Here is a 24,298-nt window from a genome sequence, read left to right on the forward strand (position 1 = left end):
AGCTTTCGAGGCGGATCAACCGAACCGGTCTCGAACCAGGGACCGACCAGTTGCGGATGGGGAACAGAGATGGACATTCGACAGTTGCGCGCTGTCCCGACGGCCGTCGCGTTGGTGCTTTCCGCCGGAGTGACCGCGGCGGTCGCGGGAACCGCACCGGCGCGGGCGGACACCTCGGCGGTGAAGGTCCCGGCGGTCATCTCCCTCGGGGACAGCTACATCTCGGGCGAGGCGGCCCGGTGGCGGGGGAACGGGGACACGATCTTGCCGGGCAGCAGATACGGCACAGACCTCGCCGCCTACGACTGCAATTCCAGTGAGACCTGGTGCTACCACGACCCCGAGCGGGTTTACGGGCAGTCCTATGAGAACGGCTGCGACCGGGCCAAGAAGGCCGAGATCACCAAGGTGGACAAGGTGCGGGTGGGCACCGTCGACTACCCGATCGCCGCGGCCGACCGCGCCAACGTCGCGTGTTCCGGGGCCACCACGGCCGCGGTCGACAAGGACAGGTTCAAGGGCGAGGCACCGCAGGTGAAGCAGCTCGCCGACTACGCGAAGAAGAAGGCCGTCAAACTGGTTGCGCTGTCCATCGGCGGGAACGACCTCGGGTTCTCCGACATCGTCACCTACTGCATGGGCTACTACGTGGCCGGGCTCGGGCCGTGCAAGACCGGCTACGCCAAGGTGCTCCCGGGCAAGATCGCCAAGATGGCCGCCGCGGTGCGGACGACGCTGCAGCGGATCAGGGCGACCATGACCGCGGCCGGGTACCAGAACTCCGACTACCGCCTGGTGCTCCAGTCCTACCCGAGCCCGATCCCGCGCGGTCCGGACAACCGCTACCCGGAGTTCCCCAAGCCCGGTGAGAAGTCCCGGACGTGGGACGGCGGGTGCCCGTTCTACAACGAGGACTCGAACTGGGCGTACGACACCGTCATCCCCGGCATGGCCAGCGCGCTCGCGGGCGCGGCCACCAGCGAGCAGGCGGAGTTCCTGGACCTGCGGTTCGCACTGCGCGGGCACGAGGTCTGCGCGAAGGGCGTGCGGCAGGCCACCGCCAAGGAGACCCTCGCGCACCCGATCCCGAAGCCGGTCGCCGAGTGGGTCCGCTGGATCGGTGTCACCCAGGGCGCCATCCAGGAGGACATGCACCCGAACTCCTACGGCCAGGAGCAGTTCGGCGCTTGCCTGCGGACCGCCGCGACCGGCTCCGGTCGCACGCACACCTGCACCGCCCCATGACCCAGCCGCAACCGGCGGCGGAGAACCAAGGAGGAACCATGACCGACACCACGAAAGCACCTGAGCAGACCGACGACTCGCCCGAGGACTTCGGTTTCCCGACCGAGTCGAGCACCGTGCTCTCGATCACGTTGGCGAACAAGGAGAAGCAGTTCATCGTGCCGACCGGCGTGAGCCACGCGGTCGTGCGCCTGGTCGGCGGCCAGGGCGCCTACGGCGACGGCAACTCGGGCGCACCCGGCCGGGGCGGCACGCTGCAGGCCACCATCCCGGTGACACCGGGGGAGACCCTCACCGCCGTCATCGGCCAGCACCCCGGCGACCGGGGCGGCTCCGGCTTCAACCACGGCGGCAACGGCGGCGCTGGCCGAACGGCACGCGGCCGAGACGGCGGCGCCGGAGCGGGCTCCAGCGCACTGACCCGAAACGGCGTACCCCTGCTGGTGGCAGGCGGCGGAGGCGGCGCGGGCGGCGGTTCCCCACTGGCCGACGGCGGCAAGGGCGGCTCCGGCAACGTGGCCCCGGGCTCGGGCACGGCGGGCCAGTCGGGCAGCTTCGGCACCGGCGGCGCGGGCGGCACCGGCGGCGCAGCCAAGGGAACCCGAGGCGACAACGGCGGCGACGCCGCACACGGCTCCACTGCCGGCGGCGGTGGCGGAGGCGGCGGAGGCTACAACGCGGACGGCAAGTCGGGCGGCGGAGCCGGCGGCCAGCAGGGCGGTGGTGGAGGCGCGGGCGGCGGAGGCGGCGCAGGTGCTTCTTACGCCTACCAGGACGCCACGAACGTGTCATTCGGGACCTACAACAAGACCGGCAACGGCAAGGTCGAGATCCTGTCCTACTCCTAGCCGGCGGTTTGAACGCGGTTGAACGATGTGTGCACGGTCCTCAGGTGGCATCTGTGCCGCTCGAGGACCGTGCACACACCGCTCTGATCCAATCCGCCAACCGCGGTGGAAAAGTCAGTTCCGTTGGCACGCAAGAGAATCCCGTCCCTCAGCAATCCGCAGCGATGAGGCAGACCAGACCCCGCTGGCAGGCAAGTGAATCCCGTTCCCCAGCAAACGGCAGCGGACAGGCCGACCCCGCTGACACCCAAGCGAATCCCATCCCCCAGCAAACCGCAGCGGTCAGGCCGACCCCGCTGGAACGCGAGTCCCGTTACGGATGCTCGATCTGGTGGACTCGCTTCGTGTGGGGGAGGAGCGCCGCTAAACTTGCCGTGGGTGGGGATGCCCTTACCCTGCCCCTTGCTCTCCACCGCGGTGCTCTAGGGGCCCCGCACGAAGCGAGTTCACTAGATCGAGCCCTGCTTGTAAATCGGGCAGCCCATGCGATGAGCCGCCAACAAGGTCGACCGTAGGTCGGCGTGCGGCACACCCCACGAGCTGCCCGAGTAAGAGCGGGGCTCGATTGGCTGGACTCCCTTCGCGTGGGGCCCCTAGAGCACCGCGGTGGCGAAAAAAGCGTGGGGTGAAGGGCATCCCCACCACACGGCAAGTTTAGCGGTGCTCTCCCCCCACACGAAGGCAGTCCACCCAATCGAGCACTGGCGTAGCGGGTGTTGCGTACCAGCGGGCTTGGCATTTAGGGATTAAGAACTGAAAGACTAAGGGCTAAGGGCTAAGGGCTAAGGGCTAAGGGCTAAGGGATGAGGGCTGGGGGATTGAAGGGCTATACGTCTTGTGTTTGTCTGTGTGGTCAGGTTTGTTGGGAGGCTTGGATCATCTCTGCGCGCTCCACTACCTTGATCCGCTCTCGGCCGTGGGGTGCGCCCAGTGCTCGTTCGTAAGCGTCCAGGTTCTTCCAGCCCTGCCACGTTGTGAACTCGATGCCGCGTTCGTTCAGGAACCTCACCACGGCGTTGGGGTCGGGGTGGGCGGCTGGGCGCAGGGTTGGGGCGTCGGTGAGGAGTGCGGTAACCGTTTCCGAGGAGCAGCCCTTCGTGTGGCCGATGAGGCCGATCGGGCCGCGCTTGATCCAGCCCGACACATAGACGCCGGGGATGGGGGTGTCGTCCATGTCCAGGACGCGTCCCTGGCTGTGCGGGACGGTGCCGGTGACGTGGTCGAACGGGAGGTCGGTCAGGTGTGTCGACAGGTAGCCGACCGCTCGGTACACCGCTTGGACGTCCCAGTCGTGGAAGGTGCCGGTGCCGCGCACGGTGCCGTCGCCGGTCAGTTCGGTGCGTTCGGTGCGCAGGCCGGTGACGTGGCCGTCGGTGCCGAGGATGGCGGTGGGGGAGTGGAAGAAGTGCAGGTGGAGTCTGCGTGGACGGGTGCCGATGTCGCGGATGGCCCATTCCTGCAGGGTCTTGACGACCATGTCGACCTGCTTCGAGGCGCGCAGCGCGGCAATGGAACCGTCGTCGAACTCGATGTCCTCGGGGTCGACGATGACCTCGACGGTCGGCGAGTGGTCTAGTTCCCGCAGTTCCAGCGGGGTGAACTTGGCCTGGGCGGGTCCGCGCCTGCCGAAGACGTGCACGTCGGTGACGGCGTTGGCGGCCAGGCCCGCGTGGACGTTGTCCGGGATCTCGGTCACCAGCATCTCCTCGGCCGATTTGGCCAGCACCCGGGCCACGTCGAGGGCCACGTTGCCGACGCCGAGGACGGCGACTGAGCGGGCGGTGAGTGGCCAGTCGCGGGGGACGTCCGGGTGGCGTCGTACCAGGAGACGAAGTCGGCGGCGCCGTGGCTGTCTGTCAGGTCGGTGCCTGGGATGTCCAGGGGGCGGTCGGCCACGGCGCCGGTGGCGAAGACGACGGCGTCGTAGAACTGGCGCAGCTCCTCCAGTTTGAGGTCGGTGCCGTAGTCGACGTCGCCGAACAGCCGGACACCCGGCTTCTCCAGCACCCGGTGCAGGGCGTCGACGATGCCCTTGATCCGCGGGTGGTCGGGTGCGACGCCGTAGCGGATCAGGCCGAAGGGCGCGGGCATCCGCTCGAAGATGTCCACACTGACCTCGGCGCCGGACTTGAGGAGCGCGTCGACGGTGTAGATCCCGGCGGGGCCCGCGCCGACCACGGCGATTCGCAGGGGACGGCTCAACGGGGACTCCTGGGGTATGGTCGTGGGTGCTGCGTCCAGACTAAGGTAAGCCTAGCCTTAGTTTATTGTGATCCCGGCTACGGTGCCGCCCGTCCCGGTGGTCGACGGCTCGGGGGTCCCGTCGCGACCGATCCTCGACCGGTTCCAGCCCGTATGTGTCGCGTGGTCCATTGGTGTGAACAGGCAAAGAAGTATTTGTGGCCGCACTCGGGTCCAAGCGCAATTGCTGGACGTCGTTGGCACGTGTTGCTATCGTCGAGGAGACGACTGGGGTGGATCCGTTGCGCTTCTCGCGCGGGGTTCCTGCATTTCTAAGACTGGGGAAATTATGCGTAGGACACGCAGGATTTTCGGCATGGGCGTGGCAGGCCTTCTCGTCTCGGCGGGATTCCTGGCGATCGGTCCGGCGAGCGCCGCGCAGGCGAGTCCGGCGAATTGCGCGGGCGGTGTCAACGGGTTCATCGACATCCCGGATTCCCTGCAGGGCACCGCGGTGAACGGGTCCGCGGCGGTGAACGACTACTCCCCGTACGGCACGGCGTCCTACGCGCTGAACGTGGGGACGGTGAGCGGTCAGGTCCGGGGTTGGGGCCGCCTGCAGCCGAACCTGAACAGCGGGGAGGTGGGCAAGGTGTGGATGGACGTGAGCAACAACGCGGGCTCCAGCTGGATCCAGTGCGGCCCGTTCACCACCACCTTCCAGGGCGTGATCACCACCCCTGCCTACCCGACCAGTTCCTCGTCCAGCCGGGTGTTCCGGGTCTGCGCGCAGGTGAACAACTCGACCATCTCGTGCTCGGGTTGGTGGTGAGCGGGCGGTGACCCGTCGGTGGCCGTGGCGCGCCCGAGTGCGCCACGGCCACCGACGCGCGCCACCGACGTCGCTGCAACGAAATGTGCCACTGGGACGATCAACCGGCTGCCACGACCTGAGGTCGACCGGTCGGGTACTCCCACGCTCGCGCGCGGCCCGACCGGGCACCGCGCTCGAACTGGGGAACACCATGCGTCCTGCCCTCGCCCTGCCCGCACTCCTGCTGCTGGCGGCCTGCTCCACGCCCACCTCGACCGAGGCCGCGGGCCCGGCGCCCGCGCCCCCGGCACCGGTGTCGGACGCCGTCTTCGGCGACTACTCCACCGTCGACTGGTGCTCCCTGATCGACCCCGGGGTGCTCTCCGCCCTCGGCACTCCCACCCAGGCCAAGCCCGAGGGGTACGACGGCTGCTACGCGGGCATCGCCGACCCGCGGGCCGGGTTCTCACCGATGACCTTGCACCTGGGCGCGCAAGACCCGCTCTCCCCGGAGTCCTTCGCCGTGGACACCCAGCGCGCGGACGACGGCGCGACGGTCATCACCCAGGTCGACATCGAGTCGGAGTGCCGCAAGCTGCTGACGTTGCCCAGCGGCTCCCGCGTGGCGGTGCGCCTCGAGGTGCTGGGCGATCCCGTGACCACAGGCACCCCGTGCACCCCGGTCGACGCCCAGCTGAAGTCGTTGCGCACCAGCCTGAACTCCGGGCGGCCGGTAGCCCACCACCAGGTGAGCGCGCCGACGGCCCGTACTGCCGACCCGTGCGCCGCCGCCCCGGCCGACGTCGTCGCGGGCACTCCCGGCCTGGCTGGGACCGCACGGCGACGGCTCCCGGTGTCGCACCACTGCGTGTGGGAGCAGGGGAACGACCTACGGCTGAGCGTGTCCTTGTCCAGCGAGGGGCGCGGCGCCGGGGAGTTCCGCGAACACAAGACCATCGAGGGCCAAGCGGTGACCCTGAGCCGATTCAGCGACGGTGCCTGCTGGCTGGTGCTGCCGGTCCGCCCGGTCGCGGGCGACACCGAGGGCGCGGTGGAGACGGTCCGGGTGCGCTACACCCCGCCGTCGCGCGACGTCGACTCCTGCGGCCTCGCGGCCAAGATCGCCATCGGCGCGCGGACAACCCTCACCGCCTGATCGCGGCTCACCGTGCCGAACTTCACGCGGAGCGCTCTCGTGTCCGCGACAATGGCATTTCCCGGTGTTTGACGCTGGTCATCGGGTGTCAACCGAGAATTCGCCGGGCACCACCCGAGTTTCCTTTGGGAGATCCGGTCGGGTTGTTCGCGGTCATCGGGGTTGTGCGGAGTGGCTTGAGCAACTAGACAGATAACGGGCGGCCACTGGGGGCGCCTTGGCGGGTCGCGCCGCGGCGCAGGGCATTCGCATCTGGGGATGCGTGAATCGGGTGTCGTGTTGCGGTGGCCGCGCTCTGCCGTCATTTCGTGAAGGAGTTCGCCATGCGCAAGAATGTCATGCGAGCGATGGTCGTGGCAGGCACCGCAGTTGCCGCGGTGGGGTTGGCGGTGGCTCCCGCCAACGCGGCCACCGGGTGGGACCGGTGTCCGAGCGGCTCGTTCTGCCTGTTCGCCAACGCCAACGGGCAGGGGACGATCGCCTGGTTCAGCTACGGTTCGCCGAACCTCGGCGGCCAGGGGATCGACAACGCGGCCACGTCGTTCTGGAACCGGACGGCGAGCGCCGCCTTCACCCTCTGCGACGGCTACAACGGCCTGGAGCCGGAAGTCACCACGGTGTTCTTCGGTGCGCAGGGCAACCTGAGCGCGAGCGAGGACAACCGGGCCAGTTCTGTGGTGCTGTACCCCCACAACTGCCACTACTGATCGCGCGTCCGCAAACGGAATGGCGCCCCGGAGGGAACTCCTCCGGGGCGCCATTCCCGTTGTCATGGCAGGCTCGGGCAACCCGGCCGAGGCGAGCACCGTCGCCCCGGACCGCGACGACCAGGCGGCCGGGAACCCCCGGGTTCAATGCTGTGTGGTGGTGCTGAGGTGGTGTTGGGCCACTGGGAAGGGGGCGTACCCGCTCCTTCCACATCCAACTTATAGCGCACTGGGGGGCTTGCGGCAAGGCCCCGGTGGTGCCCCAGAATCACCGGCCGAAGCCAGAACCGGTGGAACAGGGGAGCTCCGAAGTGCGTGTGGTGTTGTCGACGTACGGGTCGCGTGGGGACGTCGAACCGGTGGTGGGACTCGCGGTGCGGTTGCGCGCTCTCGGCGTGGAGGTGCGGGTGTGCGCGCCGCCGGACTTCTCGGGGCGGTTGGCTGAGGTCGGTGTGCCGATGGTGCCGGTGGGCCAGTCGGCGAGTGCCCTCACGAGGGCCGCGCCCGCGCCGTCGTCGTTGCCCCAGCGTGCGGCGGAGTTGATCGCCCGGCAGTTCGCGGCGGTCACCGAGGCGGCTGAGGGGTGTGATGTCATGGTGGCCACCGGCATGGTGCCCGCTGTGGCGGGGGCGCGGTCGGTGGCCGAGGGACTGGGCATCCCCGCTGTGTCCGTGACCTTCCAGCAGCTCACCCTGCCCTCGCCCCGCCACCGACCGCTGGCGTACCCGGGCAGGCCGTTCCCGCCGGGGGTGACCGACAACCGGGTGCTGTGGGAGCTGGACGCCCAGAGCATCGACGCGCTGTTCGGCGCGGCGCTCAACACGAGCCGGGCGGCGGTCGGCTTGCCGCCGGTGGACGGCGTGCGCGACTACGTCATCGGCGACCGCCCGTGGCTGGCGACCGATCCGGTGCTGGACCCGTGGCTGCCGACGCCGGACCTCGACGTCGTGCAGACCGGCGCGTGGACGGTGCCCGACACCCGCCCGCTCCCGGCCGAACTGGTGGCGTTCCTGGACGCGGGCCCACCCCCGGTGTACGTGGGCTTCGGCAGCATGCCCCTGCACGCGCAGGACGACATCGGCCAGGTCGCCATGGAAGCGGTCCGGGCGCACGGGCGCCGGGCGGTGGTCTCCCGTGGTTGGGGTGGGCTCGCGCTGGTCGACGACCGGGACGACTGCCTCGCCGTCGGCGAGGTCAACCACCAGGCGCTGTTCAGCCGGGTGGCCGCCGTCGTGCACCACGGTGGCGCGGGCACGACCACCGCGGCCGCCACGGCGGGCGCGCCCCAGGTCGTGGTGCCCCAGGCGACGGACCAGCCGTACTGGGCGGGCCGGGTGGTGGACCTGGGCATCGGCGCGGCGCACGACGGGCCGACGCCGACCGCGGAGTCGCTCTCCGCCGCGCTCGGCGCGGCGCTGGAGCCCGGGACCCGTGCCCGGGCGAGCGCCGTGGCGGGCACGGTCCGCACCGACGGGGCGGCGGTGGCCGCGGCGCTGCTGGTCGACGCGGTCGGCTGGGAAAGGCCGTCCGCGTGATCCCCGAGCCGGGGAAGTGGCGTGCGCGGACTTGACATGAGGTGGACAATAAAAAATCGGCGTGCCTCCACAAACCCAATGGAGAACCGCCGAATGCAAGGTCAGATTAGCCGCTGTGAGGGGCATGTGTCAATTCAGGGGTATGAAGAGGAATTGCGGTCCGAGCGGAGCTACGTGGCCGGGCTCTACACCCGGCTCGACGCCGAGCGCGCCCGGGTGAAGGGCCAGTACACCGCGGCGCTGCGGGGGACCGGTGGCACACCGATGGAGCGCGACGACCAGGTGCGCGCGTCGGCCAAGGAGGCGAGGCGGCTCGCCGTCGCGGACAACGGGCTGTGCTTCGGCCGCTTGGACACCCTGTCGGGGGAGCACTCCTACATCGGCCGGATCGGGCTCTTCGACGAGGACAACGACTACGAGCCGGTGCTGCTCGACTGGCGCGCGCCCGCGTCGCGCGCGTTCTACGTCGCCACCGCGGTGACCCCGGAGAACATGCGCAGGCGCCGCCAGTTCCACACCCGCGGGCGCCAGGTGGTCGACTTCACCGACGAGGTGCTCGGCCGCCCGGGCGGTGGCGAGCAGGGCGACGCGGCGCTGCTCGCGGCGGTCAACGCCCCGCGCGGCGACGGGATGCGCGACATCGTGGCCACGATCCAGGCCGAGCAGGACGCGATCATCCGGCTGGACCACCCCGGGGTGCTGGTGATCGAGGGTGGTCCGGGCACCGGGAAGACCGTGGTCGCGCTGCACCGCGTCGCGTACCTGCTCTACACCCAGCGGGAGCGGATGGAACGCCACGGTGTGCTGGTGGTCGGGCCAAACCCCGCGTTCCTCAACCACATCGGCCGGGTGCTGCCCTCGCTGGGTGAGTCCGACGTGGTGTTCATGACCACCGGCGACCTCGTCCCCGGCCTGCGCGTCACCGCCGAGGACCCCCCGGAAGCCGCGCGGCTCAAGGGATCGCTGAAGATCCTCGACGTGCTCGCCACCGCGGTCGCCCAGTACCAGCGGCTGCCGGAGCAGCCGGTGCCGATCGGACTGGGCACCGCCACGGTGCGGATCGACGCCGAGACCGCGGCGTGGGCCCGGGAGGAGGCCCGCGCGAGCGGGCTGCCGCACAACGAGGCCCGCGCGGTGTTCGCCGAGATCGTCACCTACGTGCTCACCGAGCGGGCGACCTCCCGGATCGGCCGGGGCTGGCTGACCCGTTCGGACCGCGAGGGCTGGGAGCAACTGCGCTCGGAACTGCTGAAGGAACTCGCCGACGACGACACGTTCACCGCCGCGCTCGACGAGCTCTGGCCGGTGCTGACCCCGGAAACGGTACTGGGGCCGCTCTTCAGCTCGCCCGAGCGGCTGCGCGCCGCCGGTGGGGATCCGGTGCTCGCGCGCACCGACGGCACCGCTTGGACCGTGTCGGACGTGCCGCTGCTCGACGAGCTGGTCGACCTGCTGGGACGGGACAAGTCGGTCGACCAGGCCGCCGAGCGGGAGCGCCAGGTCCAGGCCAAGTACGCCGCCGACGTGCTGGACAGCATGATGGGCAGGCAGGACTCGATGGACGACGAGGACCACCTGTACGCCACCGACCTGCTCTACGCCGAGGACCTGGCCGAGCGCTTCGTCGAGCAGGACACCCGCGACCTGGTCGAGCGGGCCACCGCGGACCGGGACTGGACCTACCGGCACGTCGTGGTCGACGAGGCCCAGGAACTGTCCGAAATGGACTGGCGAGTGCTGATGCGGCGCTGCCCCGGCCGGTCCTTCACGGTGGTCGGCGACCTCGCCCAACGCCGGTCGGCGGCGGGCGCGACCTCGTGGGGCGCGATGCTGGACCCGTACGTCCCCGGCCGCTGGGTCTACCGGTCGCTGTCGGTGAACTACCGCACCCCGGCGGAGATCATGACCATCGCCGCCGCCCTGCTCGCGGAGTTCGCCCCCGGCGTCCAGCCCCCGGAGTCGGTGCGCGCGTGCGGTGTCCAGCCGTGGTCCAGGCGGGTCGGCGACGACGACCTGCCCGCGGCCATCGACGAGTTCGTGTTGGCCGAGGCCGACCGCGAGGGCACGAGCGTCGTGATCGGACCGCACGGTGTGCCGGGCGCGGTACCCGCGTCGGAGACGAAGGGCCTGGAGTTCGACGCGGTCCTGGTCGTGGAACCGGAGCAGATCCTCGCCGAGGGCCCCCGCGGCGCGGCCGAGCTCTACGTCGCCCTCACCCGCGCCACTCAACGCCTCGGTGTCCTGCACCGGGGTCCCTTGCCCCAAGCCCTGACCGGACTCACCGAGGTCTCTGCCCTCGCTGCCGATCCCGTGTAGCCCAACGGATCCGCGGTGGCGCTCTCGGTCGAGCGCCACCGCCTGCCACCTGCCCGGGCAAGAGCGGGGCTCGATCAGGTGGACTGCCTTCGTGTGGGCCCTGGGCTTGTCTGTTGTGGGGCGCGGGTGTCGTGGTGGTGCGCCAAGCTGTTTCCAGGGGTCATGGCGATGTTTCGTCCGACAATTTCTTTATCCGATCACGGAATCCACGATGATTTGCCTCGGGCTACTCCGCCGATTGGTGCTGGACCTGTAGCGGCTCAAGCGAGGAACCTCGACCGCCCTGGGTAACACACTGCTCTGCGATCCAATCTTGCGAAGAACGTGGCGTGCCGGGGACCTGAACCTGCGGGAAGTACCCGAACAGCGCAAGACTTCGCCCGTCGGCATGCGCTAGCCTCATATCGTTCATTGGAGTCAATCGTAAAAATATCAACCAGGTGGGGGTGCGCGCAGGATTGCGGAGCTGGATGTCCATGCTCGGGAAATCGGTCGCGATTGCCAGTGCGTGTCGGCATTGCCGTCCTTGAGTGCCGTTGGCGAGCGCGTCCACTTCTGGCGACCGTTGCGCGGCCTGGGCGGCGCCAGTTGGCCATCCCGCCGATTTGCGTGTGCACTGCAACGCGCAGACCAGCGGACTTCCTGCATGCTGCCTCCACGGGATGTACGCCCACAACGAGTGGCTGGAGATATTGAATTGCAAACCTTGAGGCGTATCTCAGTAGCTGTCGCGTCGTTCGCCATCGCAGCCGGTGCACTGGTCGTGTTCGGCTCGACTGCTTCTGCTATACCGGACACAGCCGCGCTCCCCTCCCGGAGTTGCACCTACCACGAGTTCCAAGGTAGCGGTGGACATTGGGGAGCTGACGTCACCTGCACCGGCGGGTGGTTCAAGGGCACAATTCGATGCCATCGGTTTGACAACGGGTTCGAATATTGGCACTACGGACCGGTCTCCGGATCCGGAGGTACTTCGACCGTGTACTGCGACCTCAACGCCTACATCAACTACAAGACCTATACGGAGGTCTAGAGGCCTGTTCAGAAGTGTTGATCACCTGTGGACAGTGCGACGGTCCGGACGTGTTCGGTGTGGGTCAGGCGACGATCTCACGGACATTCCGCCGGTTCTGCTGACCAGTGGTGTCGGTCGTCGGTGATCCCGTCGGGGGCGCGGCGCGGTGGTTTTCCTTGCCTGTCGAGTGTTCTTCGGCGGGTGGCGGTGGGGGCTCGATGTCGTCCGGTGAATCGGACGCGCCGTGGACACCGTTCTGGGTGTGGGTGACGGGTCTGCCGTAGAGGCACATCAGGACTGGGCGGGGATCGAGGTGGTCTCCCAGGTGAACCCGTCCGGGTCGGTCACGGGTCCGGCCGCGGCGCCGAGGGCGATCCGGTGGGATCCGGTGCCTTCGGAGGTGACGCCCGCGTCCTTGGCGAGGGCGCGGCGGCGGTACAGGGCCAGTTTGACCGGGCTGGTGCCGGAGTCGAACTCGACGTACACGCGGGCGAAGCTCTTCGCCACGGTGAGGCCGTGGTCGAGGTAGAACCGCTTGCTCGCGGCCATGTCGTTGACACCCAACAGGAGCACGACGTCGTCGATCCGCCGGGTGGCGGGGCCGTTGTCCTTCTTGGCGGAGGTCGCGACCTTCCAGATCGTCCCATCTGGAGCTCGCACAACCCCGCCGTAGCCCCACATCGACTTCGCGACGGGCTTGAGCACCGTCGCCCCGGCGTCGACGGCGGCGTCGACCAGGGTGCGGACGTCGGCGGGCTGGGAGACCACCAGCGACAGGGTGAACCTGCGGAAGCCGGTGGTCGGCTCTGTCGAGGCGCGCAGGCGCAGCCGGTCGCCCAGCCCGAAGGCGGCGTAGAAGCGTTCGGCGGCCGGGAGGTCGGCCACCTCGAGGGTGATGCTGTCCAGTGAGGTCATGCCGGCAACGCTAGGCGCGAGCCGGTGACCAGTGCTTCTCCATTCCTGACCGGTCTCGGCGCCGGGTCGTCGGTGGCGCCGCTGTCCAGTGCCGGTCGAGTGAGTCCCCGCGGCGCCATATCGTTTGCGCACCGGGGCCGGGAGCGCCTAGCGTCGCATTTTGCCCACGGTGTCGGCTTCCAGCCGGCGGATCGGAGATGCGGAGCGCGATGACGTCTCACCTCCTGGCCCTCTGCTTCGACGCGAACGACCCGCCCCGCCTCGCGCGCTTCTGGGCCGGTCTCCTGGGCTGGGAGCTGGTCGACGACGTCGTGCTCCTGCCGAGTGACGACACCGGCTTCCAGCTCCGCTTCCTGCCGACCGACGAGCCGAAGTCCCGCCAGAACCAGGCGCACTTCGACCTGACCAGCACGTCCCTCGAGGACCAGCGGCGGACGGTCGCGCGGGCGCTCGAGCTCGGCGCCCGGCACATCGACATCGGGCAGCTCCCGGAGGAGGAGCACGTCGTCCTCGCGGACCCGGAGGGCAACGAGTTCTGCGTCATCGAGCCGGGCAACAACTTCCTGGCGGACTGCGGGTTCGTCGGCGCGCTCGCCTGCGATGGCTCGCAGGAGGTCGGCTACTTCTGGAGCGCGGCGCTGGGCTGGCCGCTGGTCTGGGACCAGGACCAGGAGACCGCGATCCGGTCACCGCACGGCGGCCCCAAGATCACTTGGGGCGGCCCGCCGCTGAACCCGAAGACCGGGAAGAACCGGCTGCACTTCGACCTCGCCCCACCCGCGGGCGGCGATCAGCGGGCCGAGGTCGACCGGCTGACCTCCGTGGGGGCGATCAGCGTCGACGTCGGCCAGGGCGAGGTCGACTGGGTGGTCATGGCCGACCCCGACGGCAACGAGTTCTGCGTCCTGCCCCCGCGATAGGGCCTGTGTGACGGATCACGGTCCGGGTCTCGCGCGGAGCCCGGACAATGATCCATAGCGGACCGGCACTGTCTTTCCTGGGGCCGCATCGGCTTACGTCCACCGAACGGACGGAGACAACGGTATGCGGCTCCCCGACACCGCGCACACCTTTCGGCCGTGGCGCATCCACGAGATCGCCCCCGACTTCCGCCTCGAGGACGTCTGGGCACTGCCCACCCCCGGCGGCGCCGACGACTTCCCCCGCCTGGTGCGGCTCGCCGCGAACCGCGACTCCGCCGACACGCCCTCCCGCGGCGCCCGTGCGCTGATCGCGATCCGCCGGAGGTTGGGCACGTGGTTCGGCTGGGACGCCCCGGACTCCGGCCTCGGCTCCCGGGTGGCGACGCTGCGCGATCGGCTGCCCGCCGACCTGCTGGCGGCGCCGCCAGGTCCGGTGTTCGCCAACCGCCCCTTCACTTCCGTCTACCTGACCGAGACCGAATGGGCGGCGGAGGTCGCCAATCGGACAGTGCACGCGGTCATGCACCTGGCCTGGGTCCCCGACGGCGCAGGTGGCTACCGGGGCCAGATGGCCGTGCTGGTCAAACCGAACGGCAGACTCGGACAGGCCTACATGTTGGCCATCGCGCCGTTCCGGCACCTGATCGTCTACCCGCCGTTGATCCGGCACTTCGGCCAGGCGTGGCAGGCGACCCCGCCGAGCGAGACGACCTAGAACCTGGGTGTCTCGTTGTGTGGTGCGCGACGCCGATCGCCTGCTGTCCAATGAGGATGGTCAGAGCAGCGGAACCGGCGCCAAGCGCGGCACTGGGGGGAGGGGGGTTGGGTTCGGGGTGGCCTGGAGTGCCTGGATCGCGAGCGCGGCGAACCGTCGGGAGGCCGCGATCCGGGCGGCTGGCGAGCCGACGTGGATGCCGCTGTTGGCCATGAACACGAGGATCACGTCGTCCACGACCACGTCGGGGCGCAGGGTGCCCGCTTCCCTGGCGCGGCGGGTCAGTTCGGCGACCGAGCTCAGGGATCGTTCGCGGACCACCGCGAAGTCGATCGCGTTGGGGAAGGTCGACATGAAGGCGGCGGTGAAGCCCCGGTCGCGGGCGTGCAGTTCGCAGATCTGCTCGATCACACGGCGCAGGCCGTGCCAGGGGTCCGGGTCGGCGAGTCCCTCGTCCACGATCACCTGACAGGCGCGCATCTGGTCGGCGAAAGCCTCGGTGACCAGCGATTCCTTGGTCGGGAAGTGTTGGTAGAGGGTGGCCGGGCCGACTCCGGCGCGGCGGGCGATCTCGCGGATCGGGGCGGTGAGACCCGCTGCGGCGAATACCGCGCGGGCCGCGTCGAGGATGCGTTCGCGGTTGTCCCGGGCGTCGGAGCGCGGGGTGCGAGGCAAACGGTCGGTCACCGCTCTCACTTTAGCGAACCGGACGGCGGCGTCCGTTAACGTCCGCCGTCCCGGTCCGGTCAGAGCGCGGAGATGACAAGTGAAGGCAGTGGCGGTCCAGGTGTTCGGCGGTCCTGAGGGGCTGGCGGTCGTCGATCTCCCCGACCCGCGTCCGGGCCGCGGTCAGGTGCTGATCGCGACTGAGGCGATCGGTGTCGGCGGTGTCGACGCCGTGATCAGGAGCGGCGCCCTCGCCGCCTACGGGTTCGTGGAAGGGCACGTCCTCGGCGGCGAGATCGCGGGCACGGTGACCGCGGTGGGTAGTGGCGTCGACGGGTCGTGGGTCGGCATGCGGGTGTGGGCGTTCGCCGGGGTCGGTGGCGGCTACGCCGAGCTCGTGATCGCGCCTGACGTGACGCTCGTTCCACTCCTCGGGGACATCTCCGCGATCGACGCCGTGACCCTGGGGAGTTCTGGCGCGGTGGCCCACTTCGGCCTCCGGCATGCCCGCTTCGCTCCCGGCGAGTCGGTGTTGGTGCGTGGCGCGGCCGGTGGCATCGGGATCATGACGGTCCAACTCGCAGTGCGCGGCGGTGCGAGTGCGGTGGCCGTCACGACCTCTTCAGCCGAGCGCGGCGATCGGCTGCGCGAACTCGGGGCGACCCAGGTCCTGGATCGCGCGGGCGGCGGTGGTGAGGCCGGGTACGACGTCATCATCGACGTCGTCGCGGGTGCGGGTCTGCCCTCGTTCTTCGCGAAGCTCAACCCGAACGGCCGGATGGTGGCTGTCGGCGCGGTCGCGGGTGACCCGCCCGCGGACTTCGGCGCGCAGCTGTTCGCGGCGTTCCAGAGGTCGATGTCGTTCGCGACCTTCAGCGGGGCCACCGTGTCCGACGCCGACCGTCGCGGGGTGATCGCGGAGCTGTTCGCCGCGGCGGGGCGCGGCGAGGTGCGCCCGGTGGTGCACGAGGTGCTGCCGTTGGACCAAGCCGTTCTGGCCCACCAGAAGATGGCGGCGGGGGAGGTGTTCGGCAGGATCGTGCTGACGACCATCGCGAGCTGAGTCCACTGTGGAGGGCGTCAGGCGTCGGCTCGGAGGTGCTCCTGCGCCCAGGTGTCGAAGCTGGTGAGCGGGATGCCGAAGGCGCGCGCGTACTCCGGGCGGCCCGGCTGGCCCGCCACGTTCAGCCACTCGTGAGTTGCGCCCATGGCGGGCATCCCGGCGGCGAGGGCCTCCGCCTCGGTCATGTCGGGTGCGGACAGCCGCGTGCCCAGCGCGCGGGAGAGGACCTCGGCGATCTCGGTCATCGACAGGTAGTCGCTCGCCAGTTCCAGTTCGACCCCGTCGAACCGCTCGGGTGCGGTGATGGCTGCCGCTGCGGCGCTGCCGATGTCGCGGACGGCGACCAGCGACAACCGGGTGTCCGGGTTCAGGACGCTGACCAGGCCGCCCTCGACGCCGCGCGGGAACAGGAACTTCATGGACGGGAGGAAGTTCTCCATGAAGAAGCCGGGCTTGAGCAGCGTCCAGTTCGTGAAGCCCGCTTCGCGGACCCGGTCCTGGATCGCGGTTTTGGCGCCCAGCGTGGGCTCCATCCGCGACCAACGACCCTCGGTCCAGCCGGGAACCGAGGTCTGCTTGCCCGCGCCGGTGACGGACGTGTGCACGAACTGCGGCACCCCGGCGGCTTTCGCGCCCTCGACCAGGTTGGCGCCCTGGACCACCTCCCCGGCGAAGTCGAAGCCCTGCGCGGTGATCGCGGGCATCTGCACGGAGAAGACGGCGCGGGCGCCCTTGGCCGCCCGGATGACGGAATCGAGGTCGTGCAGGTCGCCGGTGACCAGTTCGACGCCGAGCGCCTCGACGGCCCTGGCCCGGTCGGCGGACGGGTCGCGCACCAGGGCGCGGACCGGAACCCCGGCCGCCAGCAGGGCGCGGGCGGTGGCGCCGCCCTGCCTGCCGGTGGCCCCGGTGACCAGGACGGGTGCGGAATCTTCGGTGGACATGGTGCTCCCCAGGGTGATCGAGACTAAGTGGCGGGGCCCGCCGTTTATGTTCCGGTACGATACGGCGGGGCCCGCCACTTAGCAACCCGCGGAGGGAGGCGCCGTGCCCGACCGCCAGCGCGCCGACGCCCGGCGCAACTTCGCCCGGATCCTGGCCGTGGCCGAGGCGGAGGTCGCCACCCACGGCGCGGGCGCCTCCCTGGAGCAGATCGCCCGCACCGCCGAGGTCGGCTCGGCGACCGTGCGCAGGCACTTCCCGACCCGCCGCGCGCTACTGGAGGCGGTCTCCCGCAAGCGGATCGAGGTCCTCTGCGCCCGCGCCCGCGACCTGACCGGCCACGGGGACAGCCGCGAGTCCCTCCTGGACTGGCTGACCGAGGTCGTCGACTACTCCGTCTCGGCCCGGGGGTTGGCGGCCGCGCTGGCCTACGACGGCGTCGAGTCGGACCCGGTGCACCAGAACAGCTGCTCGGCGGCCCTGGAGGTGGCGGCGGACCCGTTGCTGCGCCGAGCCGCCGAGGACGGCGTGGTGGCCGACGACGTCACGGTCGCGGACCTGATCACGCTGGTGGTCGGCATCGTCCTGGCCACCGAGCACTACCCCGACCACGCCGCCCGGGCCGACCGGCTGTTCCGGCTGGCCGTGGCGGGACTGAGCCCGCAGAACTTGAGCCCGCGGAACTGAGCCGAACGGCGGGCTGCCCCGGACGGCCGGTGAGCCGGGTGGAGTGCGCGCGGCGGCCGTTCGGACGAGGTCGGGTGGCGGCCCGGGTGACGTGGGTCCGAATACTGGTGGAAACCGCTCCACTTTCGCCGGGATCGCTATGGTGGCGCACGGTTCGGGGACGGTGTCACACGGGTGCGAGGGGTTGCGGGTGCGGTCCGTACTGGGCGGTTTTCTGACTGCGGCGGCGGATAACTGGGAAAGGACCGCGGTTTCCGGTTGCGGGCAGTCCCTCACATTCCGAGAGCTCGACGTGGCGTCGGCGGCGCTGGCTGGCCTGCTCGCCGGCGCGGGCGTGCGGGCCGGGGACGTGGTCGGCGTCCGGCTCGAACGGCAGCCGCTCACGCTGGTGTCGATGCTCGCGCTGTTCCGCCTCCGCGCCGCGTACCTGCCGCTCGACCCGTCGCACCCGGTGGCGCGCCAGCGCTACACGGTGGAGCGCTCGGCGGCGCGACTTGTCGTGACGGACCGCAGGTCGGAAGCCCGAACCGGGGACGAACTGGTGGTCTGCGCGGACACCCTCGCCGCCGATCCGGCGGTCGACCCGGCGGCGTGGCCGGACCCCGGCCCGGTGCCGGGGGACCTGGCGTACGTGATCTTCACCAGCGGCACGACCGGGCGGCCGAAGGGGGTGCTGATCGAGCACGGCGGCCTCGTCGGGCACCTCCGGGCCAAGATCGCGGACCTGTCGCTGACCCGGTCGGACGTGGTAGCCCAAACGGCCGCACAATGCTTCGACATTTCCCTCTGGCAGTTCCTCGCGCCGATCTGCGCCGGTGCTTCCGTCGAAATCATCGATTCCGCCGTTCAGCGGGACCCCGGCGTTCTTTCGGACGTATTGCGCGACCGTCGGGTGACCGTCGTGCAATACGTTCCGTCGCTGTTGCGCGCATTCCTCGGTGGGCCCGCCCGGCCGTTGCCTGACCTCCGCGTGATCGCCGCGGTCGGCGAGCAGCTCCCACCGGACACCGTTGCGCGCTGGTTCGAACGCCACCCGGACGTGCCGCTGCTCAACCACTACGGCCCGACCGAGTGCTCCGACGGCGTCACCCACCACCTGCTCACCGCGCCGCTGCCGCCGGACGAGCGGTGGACGCCGATCGGCAGGCCGATCCCCGGGCTGACCGCGCACGTGGTCGCTCCCGGCACCGATGTCGAGGTCGCGCCGGGGGAGGTGGGCGAACTGCTGGTGGCCGGGGCGGGTGTCGGTCGCGGCTACGCGGGCGAGACCGAGCGCGCGGGCGGGTTCACCGCGAACCCGTTCGGCCCCGGCCGCGCCTACCGGACCGGAGACCTGGCGCGGCTGCGCCCGGACGGGCTCCTGGAGTGCCACGGCAGGCTGGACCGCCAGGTCAAGGTGCGCGGCCACCGGATCGAACTGGCCGAGATCGAGACCGTCCTCGAGCAGCACCCGGCGGTCCGGGGCGCTGCGGTCGTGCTCCGCGCGGGCAGGCCGGAGAAGCTGACCGCCCGCGAGACGCTGGTGTCGGCCGAGGAGCCCGCGGGCAGGCTGGTCGGCTACCTCCAGTGGCACGACGCCCCGGCGGGCCGGGCCGACCTGCACGCCCACGCCGCCCGCCTGCTGCCCGCCCACATGATCCCCGACTGGCTGGTCGAGGTGGATGGATTTCCCTTATCCAGCAACGGGAAGCTCGACCACGCCGCACTTCCCGCGCCGGAGCTGCTGCGCCCGCTCGGCGCGCCCCGCTACGTCGAGCCCCTGCCCGGACCGCAGAGCGCGCTGCGCGACATCTGGGCCTATGTCCTCGGCATCGACCTCATCGGACGCCACGACCGCTTCGTGGAACTGGGCGGGGACTCGCTGACCGCGATGCGCGTGGTGAACCGGATGCGCGCCGAGGGCGCGGCGCTGTCGGTGGGCGACCTGTTCGACTCGGACCTCGAAGCACTGGCCGAGCGCGTGGTCGGTGGCACGCGGACTGTCCACGGAGCACCCGTGCCCGCCTACGTCGAAGTTCCGCCCACGCAGATCCAGCGGCACCTGTGGTTCCTCTGGCAGCTAGACCCGGACGAGTGCGACTACGTGCTCCAAGCCGCGCTCGAGATCGACGGCGACCTGGACCACGGGGTCCTGGCGCGCACCTGGACCGAGCTGGTGCGACGGTTCGACACATTGCGCGCGCGGTTCCCGGCCCGGGACGGGCGCCCGCTGCTGGTCGTCGACGAACCGTTCGAGCCCGTCCTGGAGTTGGTCGACGCGCCCGGCGGCCCGGCCGACCCGGTGGTGGCCCAGCGGCGGGCGGAGGGCCTCGCGCGCGGTTTCGACCTGGAGAACGACCGGCTGTTCCGCTTGGTCCTGTTCCGCCACACCGACGACCGGCACACGCTGCTGATCACCACGCACGAGATCGTCATGGACGCGTGGTCGCTCTCGGTGCTCACCCGACACCTGCGGTCGATCTACGCCGCGTTCACCACCGGTGGCAGCCCGCTCCCGCCGCCGGTCACCGGGCTGCGCGATCACGCGGCCCGCGAGGCCGCCCCGGACCCGGCCGATCGCGAACACTGGGCGGCACAGCTCAAGGGCGAGCTCACCCCCACCCGGCTGCCACGCCGCCCGGACGCCCGCAAGGCCGGGAGCGCGGGCGCGTCCGCCGGAGTGCTGCTGGACGCGGGCACCAGCAGCGGGCTGCGCGCACTGGCCGCGGCCGCGCACGGGACCTTGTACAGCGTGCTGGTCACCGGAGTCTTGGCGGTGCTGCACCGCTACACCGGCCAGGAGGACCTGGTGATCGGCTCCCCGCACGTGGTTCGAGAGGACCCGGGCACCGAGGACCTGCTCGGCTTCTTCCTCAACATGCTTCCGATCCGGGCCGGTGTGCGCGGGGACGACCGGGTTACCGACCTGCACGAGCGGGTGCGCGCGACCATCCGCCAGGCGCTCTCCCACGCCCGCTACCCGTTCAGCGCCATGGTCACCGACGCGCGCGTGGACCGGGGCGCGGCCACGTCGCCGGTGTTCCAAGTGATGGTGAACGTGTACTCGGAGCGGGCCGAGCCGGTCGGTGACGGGGGCCTGCGCGTGCGGGTGCGCGAACTCGAGACCGGGCACACCAAGTACGACCTGACGGTGTACGCGCAGGAGGAAGGCGACGGCGTGTACCTCCAGGTGTCTTGGCGCACGGGTGTGCTGCCGGACGGCTTCGGCGGCGCCGTGCTGACTGCCCTGGCCGAGGCGTTGCGCGCGGCCGCCGCCGACCCGGAGGTGACCGTCGGCGGGCTTCCGTTGCCCACGGTGGAAATCGCCGGCGCGGTCTCGGCGCCGCACGCGGACGGCCTGGCAGCGCTGTTCACCGAGCGGGTGCGCGACACCCCGGACGCCGTCGCTCTGCTCTCTTCGTCCGGGTCGGTCACCTATGCCGCCCTGGACGCCGAGGTGGAGGCGCTGGCCACGGCGCTGCGTGGGACCGCTCCGGCCCGACCGGTGCTGGTCGCGGACGACCGCGAGCGCGCCGGGGTGGTCGCCGTGCTGGCGTGTGTGCGGGCCGGGCGGGTGTACGCCGTGCTGCCCGAGCACTGCCCGCCCGCGCGGGCAGCCGAGATCACCGCGCACCTCGCGCCATCCGCGATGGTGGAGGGCGGGCAGGTGCGTGCCGTTGATCCCGGGGAGGTGCCGGTCGCTGACCTGCGCGGGGTGTTGCACGTGGTGTACACGTCTGGGTCGACCGGGGTGCCGAAGGGCGTGGTGGTCCCGGAAAGCGCGGTGCTGAACCGGCTGCGCTGGATGTGGCGGGCGCTCCCGTTCGGCGACCGCGAGGTGGCGGTGCTGCAGAAGTCGCTCAGCCTGGTGGCCAGCACGTGGGAGCTGTTCGGCGGGCTGCTGCGCGGCGTACCGACGGTGTTGGTGTCCGGCAACGAGTTGCGCGACCCCGACCGGTTCCTGGCGTTGCTGGAGCGGCACCGCGCCACTCGGCTCCTCGCGTCACCGCCGGTGCTGTCCGGGTTGGTCGAGGCCGGGGGACTGGGCCGCGCTCCGGATCTGCGGATGGTCACCTCGAGCACCGAGGTGCTGCCGCCCGCGTTGGCCACCCGCTGGTACCGCACGTTCCCCGGTACGTCGCTGTACAACCTCTACGGCTCAACGGAATGCTGCTCCAACGCCGCCTGGCACGAGGTGGACCGCGACCGGGCCTACGAGTCGATCCCGTTGGGCGCCGCGGTGGACAACGTCGCCTTGGTCGTGCTCGATGAACGCGGCGATCCCGCCCCGGCGGGTGCGGTTGGGGAGATCGGCGTGCTGGGGGCGTGCCTGGCCGTCGGGTACTGGCGCGACGATGACCTGACCGCCCGGAGCTTCGGCGACCTGGACGGTCGCCGGGTGTACCGGACCGGCGACCTCGGGCGGGTGAACGTCGACGGGGAGCTGGAGTTCGCCGGGCGGGCCGACGACCAGGTGAAGATCCGCGGCTACCGGGTGGAACTCGCCGAGGTGACCAGGGCGCTTTCTGTCCACAGTGGAGCTGATTCGGCGGCGCATTGGTGGCCAACGCGGGAATTGCTGGTGGGGTACGTGGCGACCGATGTGGACGAGGCCGAGTTGCGCGCCGCGGTGGCTTCCGTCCTGCCCGCGTACATGGTCCCGGCGCGGATCGTCTCGTTGCCCGCGCTGCCGCGGTTGGCGTCGGGGAAGCTGGACCGGTCCCGGTTACCGCTGCCGCAAGGTCGTCCGTCCGATGTGGATGATCCTCCGGTGGGGGAGGTCGAGCGCGATATCGCCGCGGTCTGGGCTGAGTTGTTGCGCGTGGACGTCACGCGTGGCACGGACTTCTTCGCCGCCGGGGGTGACTCGATGCTGAGTGTCCGGTGCGTGACCCGGCTGAGGCGCGCCGGACTGCGGGTGCGGGTCGCCGACCTGCACGACGCCCCGGTGCTGCGCGACCTGGCCCGGCTGGCGACCCGGGTGGAGACGGCGGGGGTGGTCGCGCCCGGGGTGATCGGGCTGTCGCCGACCGCGCTCAGCATGCACCGGCTCCAAGGCTTCGCCGAGCACTACAACATGTGCGACTGCTGGGAATTCGGTGTCGACGGACCATCTGCCGCCGGGCTGCGGGCGGCTCTGGACCGGCTCGTCGTGGCGTACCCGTCGTTGGCCGCAGTCATGACCCGGACGTCCGATGGGCTCGAACTGCGGGTGCCGGAGGTGCCGCGGCTGGTCCTCGAGGAACACGACGTGAGCTTCGCGCCTGACCCCCGTGCGGTGGTCGGCGAAGTGGCGCGTGCGGCGCAGCACGAGTTCCGGTTCGACGGGTCGTCACCGCTGATCCGACTCGTCCGCTTCGACGCGGGAGACCGGAGTTGGGCGCTCCTGCTGGTCCACCACTTCCTCCTGGACGGCTACGCCTACCGCTTGTTGATCACCGACCTGGAGCGGCTCCTCGCCGACCCGGCCGCGCGCCCCGCACATGACGACGGTGCCGTGCTGCGCGCGTGGACCGGCGGTCTACAGCAGGCATGTGTCGAACGCGCGGACGAGATCACCGCATACTGGTCGGCCCTGCCCTGGGCGGACCTCGATCCGGAACGCCTGACCTGGGTGGCGCCCGCACCATCCGAAGTGGACCCGTCGGCGGGTGCCCGGGTGCGTGAGATGCTTGCCGCGGGGGAGGGTGGCGCCGAGTTCGAGGACCTGTGCGACCGGCTGTCCGTGCGATACGTGCGGCTGGACGTCCCGACCACGGACCGGCTGCTGAGGCGGTTCGGCGCGGTCGGGCTGCACGACGCGCTGATGGTCGTGCTCACGCTGGAGCTCGGCGTGGGGGAGCGGACCCGCGTGCTCTGGGTGGACAGCCTGATGATGGGCCGCACACCGGTGCTGCCGTCGGTGGACCTGTCCGGCGCCCTCGCGTTCACCGCCGAGCTGGTGCCGTTCCCCTGCGTGATCGACGTTGAGTCCACAGTGGATGAACAGGTGGCGGCGGTGGAACGGCACCGGCTGACCGCGCCACTGGGCGGGATCAGCTTCCGGGCGATGCGCGAACTACCGGGCCTCGCAGCGCACCGCGACGTGTTCAGAGCCTTCCCGGCCCCGAGGGTAGTGCTCAACCACCGCGCACCACTGGGCGGTATGCGCGGCCGGGTGCTGGCAGGCGGCGCCGAAGCGGAGATCTTCCTCGGCGACCCGATGCCGCCCAACCGCCAGCACTGGGTCCGCGCCCACGTGGACTTCGTGGACGGTGCGCTGCGGGTGTTCGTGCAGTACTCGCGCCTGACCCACGCGGACAGCCGAGCACTGGCCGGTCGCTTGGCGGCGCGACTGCGGGAGTTCGCGTGAGCGCGTCGGTCGAGGGACTGCGCATCGGATCGGCCGGTCTGCCCGGATCGGCGCCGGCTGAGCGACTGGCGGTGCGGTGCAGTCGCGGAGTCCTCCTGAGTACGTCGGTGGAGCGGTCGCGCGTTGCCGAGACGCACGTTGGCCGGTTCTCTGGTGGCGTTGCCGCGGGAGTTCCCGCAAGCGCACCGGTTGGTGCACTGCGGACCCGGTCAGCCGCGCTGCCGGCACGTGCGCCAGCT

The 24,298-nt window shown here is 70.7% G+C and carries 15 protein-coding genes and 1 pseudogene; 12 read left to right on the plus strand and 4 right to left on the minus strand.

Annotated elements, in window-relative coordinates; all coding sequences use genetic code 11:
* Nucleotides 1-69: 69 nt before the first annotated feature.
* Nucleotides 70-1,245: an SGNH/GDSL hydrolase family protein gene (locus QSK30_RS03490; RefSeq protein WP_285499468.1), complete on the plus strand. Its 1,176-nt coding sequence runs from the start codon at nucleotides 70-72 to the stop codon at nucleotides 1,243-1,245.
* A gap of 38 nt (nucleotides 1,246-1,283) precedes the next feature.
* A complete protein-coding gene (locus QSK30_RS03495) occupies nucleotides 1,284-2,093 on the plus strand; it encodes a PE-PGRS family protein (protein ID WP_285499469.1) in 810 nt (269 codons plus the stop codon).
* Between the two features lie 853 nt (nucleotides 2,094-2,946).
* Here the strand turns inward: QSK30_RS03495 and QSK30_RS03500 are convergent.
* Nucleotides 2,947-4,295: pseudogene (locus QSK30_RS03500) on the minus strand (FAD-dependent oxidoreductase).
* Between the two features lie 355 nt (nucleotides 4,296-4,650).
* On the opposite strand from QSK30_RS03500, the gene QSK30_RS03505 reads away from it, so the two are divergent.
* From QSK30_RS03505 to helR, 5 genes are all read left to right on the plus strand, one after another.
* Nucleotides 4,651-5,106, plus strand: a complete 456-nt coding sequence (locus QSK30_RS03505; RefSeq protein ID WP_285499470.1) for a hypothetical protein — start codon at nucleotides 4,651-4,653, stop codon at nucleotides 5,104-5,106.
* Nucleotides 5,107-5,299: 193 nt separating this feature from the next.
* On the plus strand, nucleotides 5,300-6,244 hold the full coding sequence (locus tag QSK30_RS03510) for a hypothetical protein (RefSeq protein ID WP_285499472.1): 945 nt from the start codon (nucleotides 5,300-5,302) through the stop codon (nucleotides 6,242-6,244).
* Nucleotides 6,245-6,567: 323 nt separating this feature from the next.
* Complete coding sequence (locus QSK30_RS03515) at nucleotides 6,568-6,951, plus strand: peptidase inhibitor family I36 protein (protein ID WP_285499474.1); 384 nt, start codon at nucleotides 6,568-6,570, stop codon at nucleotides 6,949-6,951.
* 311 nt (nucleotides 6,952-7,262) lie between these two features.
* Nucleotides 7,263-8,486: a glycosyltransferase gene (locus QSK30_RS03520; RefSeq protein WP_285499476.1), complete on the plus strand. Its 1,224-nt coding sequence runs from the start codon at nucleotides 7,263-7,265 to the stop codon at nucleotides 8,484-8,486.
* Between the two features lie 126 nt (nucleotides 8,487-8,612).
* Entirely contained in the window at nucleotides 8,613-10,802 is a 2,190-nt protein-coding gene (gene helR / locus QSK30_RS03525; RefSeq protein ID WP_285499478.1) for an RNA polymerase recycling motor ATPase HelR, read from the plus strand.
* A 1,306-nt stretch (nucleotides 10,803-12,108) separates the two neighbouring features.
* Here the strand turns inward: helR and QSK30_RS03530 are convergent.
* The gene (locus tag QSK30_RS03530) at nucleotides 12,109-12,732 is read right to left on the minus strand and encodes a VOC family protein (RefSeq protein ID WP_285499480.1); all 624 of its coding nucleotides are present in this window, start codon (nucleotides 12,730-12,732) and stop codon (nucleotides 12,109-12,111) included.
* Between the two features lie 209 nt (nucleotides 12,733-12,941).
* On the opposite strand from QSK30_RS03530, the gene QSK30_RS03535 reads away from it, so the two are divergent.
* Both QSK30_RS03535 and QSK30_RS03540 read left to right on the plus strand, forming a co-directional pair.
* A complete protein-coding gene (locus tag QSK30_RS03535; protein ID WP_285499482.1) occupies nucleotides 12,942-13,652 on the plus strand; it encodes a VOC family protein in 711 nt (236 codons plus the stop codon).
* A 124-nt stretch (nucleotides 13,653-13,776) separates the two neighbouring features.
* The gene (locus QSK30_RS03540; RefSeq protein ID WP_285499484.1) at nucleotides 13,777-14,370 is read left to right on the plus strand and encodes a DUF2867 domain-containing protein; all 594 of its coding nucleotides are present in this window, start codon (nucleotides 13,777-13,779) and stop codon (nucleotides 14,368-14,370) included.
* A gap of 60 nt (nucleotides 14,371-14,430) precedes the next feature.
* On the opposite strand, the gene QSK30_RS03545 is transcribed toward QSK30_RS03540, so the two are convergent.
* Nucleotides 14,431-15,057 carry a TetR/AcrR family transcriptional regulator gene (locus tag QSK30_RS03545; RefSeq protein ID WP_285499486.1) on the minus strand — a complete coding sequence of 209 codons (627 nt, stop codon included), beginning with the start codon at nucleotides 15,055-15,057 and terminating at the stop codon, nucleotides 14,431-14,433.
* Nucleotides 15,058-15,136: 79 nt separating this feature from the next.
* On the opposite strand from QSK30_RS03545, the gene QSK30_RS03550 reads away from it, so the two are divergent.
* Nucleotides 15,137-16,099, plus strand: a complete 963-nt coding sequence (locus QSK30_RS03550) for a zinc-binding dehydrogenase (RefSeq protein WP_285499488.1) — start codon at nucleotides 15,137-15,139, stop codon at nucleotides 16,097-16,099.
* Nucleotides 16,100-16,116: 17 nt separating this feature from the next.
* Here QSK30_RS03550 and QSK30_RS03555 read toward each other — a convergent pair whose 3' ends face one another.
* Entirely contained in the window at nucleotides 16,117-17,043 is a 927-nt protein-coding gene (locus QSK30_RS03555) for an NmrA/HSCARG family protein (RefSeq protein WP_285499489.1), read from the minus strand.
* A gap of 103 nt (nucleotides 17,044-17,146) precedes the next feature.
* On the opposite strand from QSK30_RS03555, the gene QSK30_RS03560 reads away from it, so the two are divergent.
* Nucleotides 17,147-17,728, plus strand: a complete 582-nt coding sequence (locus QSK30_RS03560; protein ID WP_285499490.1) for a TetR/AcrR family transcriptional regulator — start codon at nucleotides 17,147-17,149, stop codon at nucleotides 17,726-17,728.
* 139 nt (nucleotides 17,729-17,867) lie between these two features.
* Nucleotides 17,868-24,059, plus strand: a complete 6,192-nt coding sequence (locus QSK30_RS03565) for a non-ribosomal peptide synthetase (RefSeq protein WP_285499491.1) — start codon at nucleotides 17,868-17,870, stop codon at nucleotides 24,057-24,059.
* Nucleotides 24,060-24,298 lie beyond the last annotated feature (239 nt).

The sequence above is a fragment of the Actinokineospora sp. NBRC 105648 genome (genome assembly GCF_030269645.1).
Classification (GTDB): domain Bacteria; phylum Actinomycetota; class Actinomycetes; order Mycobacteriales; family Pseudonocardiaceae; genus Actinokineospora.

Bases quoted from the DNA above. Each gene is read 5' to 3' on its own strand.
- QSK30_RS03495 (WP_285499469.1), top strand. From the start codon at position 1,284: ATGACCGACACCACGAAAGCACCTGAGCAGACCGACGACTCGCCCGAG.
- QSK30_RS03515 (WP_285499474.1), top strand. From the start codon at position 6,568: ATGCGCAAGAATGTCATGCGAGCGATGGTCGTGGCAGGCACCGCAGTT.
- QSK30_RS03510 (WP_285499472.1), top strand. From the start codon at position 5,300: ATGCGTCCTGCCCTCGCCCTGCCCGCACTCCTGCTGCTGGCGGCCTGC.
- QSK30_RS03530 (WP_285499480.1), bottom strand. From the start codon at position 12,732: ATGACCTCACTGGACAGCATCACCCTCGAGGTGGCCGACCTCCCGGCC.
- QSK30_RS03540 (WP_285499484.1), top strand. From the start codon at position 13,777: ATGCGGCTCCCCGACACCGCGCACACCTTTCGGCCGTGGCGCATCCAC.
- QSK30_RS03505 (WP_285499470.1), top strand. From the start codon at position 4,651: ATGGGCGTGGCAGGCCTTCTCGTCTCGGCGGGATTCCTGGCGATCGGT.
- QSK30_RS03565 (WP_285499491.1), top strand. From the start codon at position 17,868: ATGGTGGCGCACGGTTCGGGGACGGTGTCACACGGGTGCGAGGGGTTG.
- QSK30_RS03555 (WP_285499489.1), bottom strand. From the start codon at position 17,043: ATGTCCACCGAAGATTCCGCACCCGTCCTGGTCACCGGGGCCACCGGC.
- QSK30_RS03490 (WP_285499468.1), top strand. From the start codon at position 70: ATGGACATTCGACAGTTGCGCGCTGTCCCGACGGCCGTCGCGTTGGTG.
- QSK30_RS03535 (WP_285499482.1), top strand. From the start codon at position 12,942: ATGACGTCTCACCTCCTGGCCCTCTGCTTCGACGCGAACGACCCGCCC.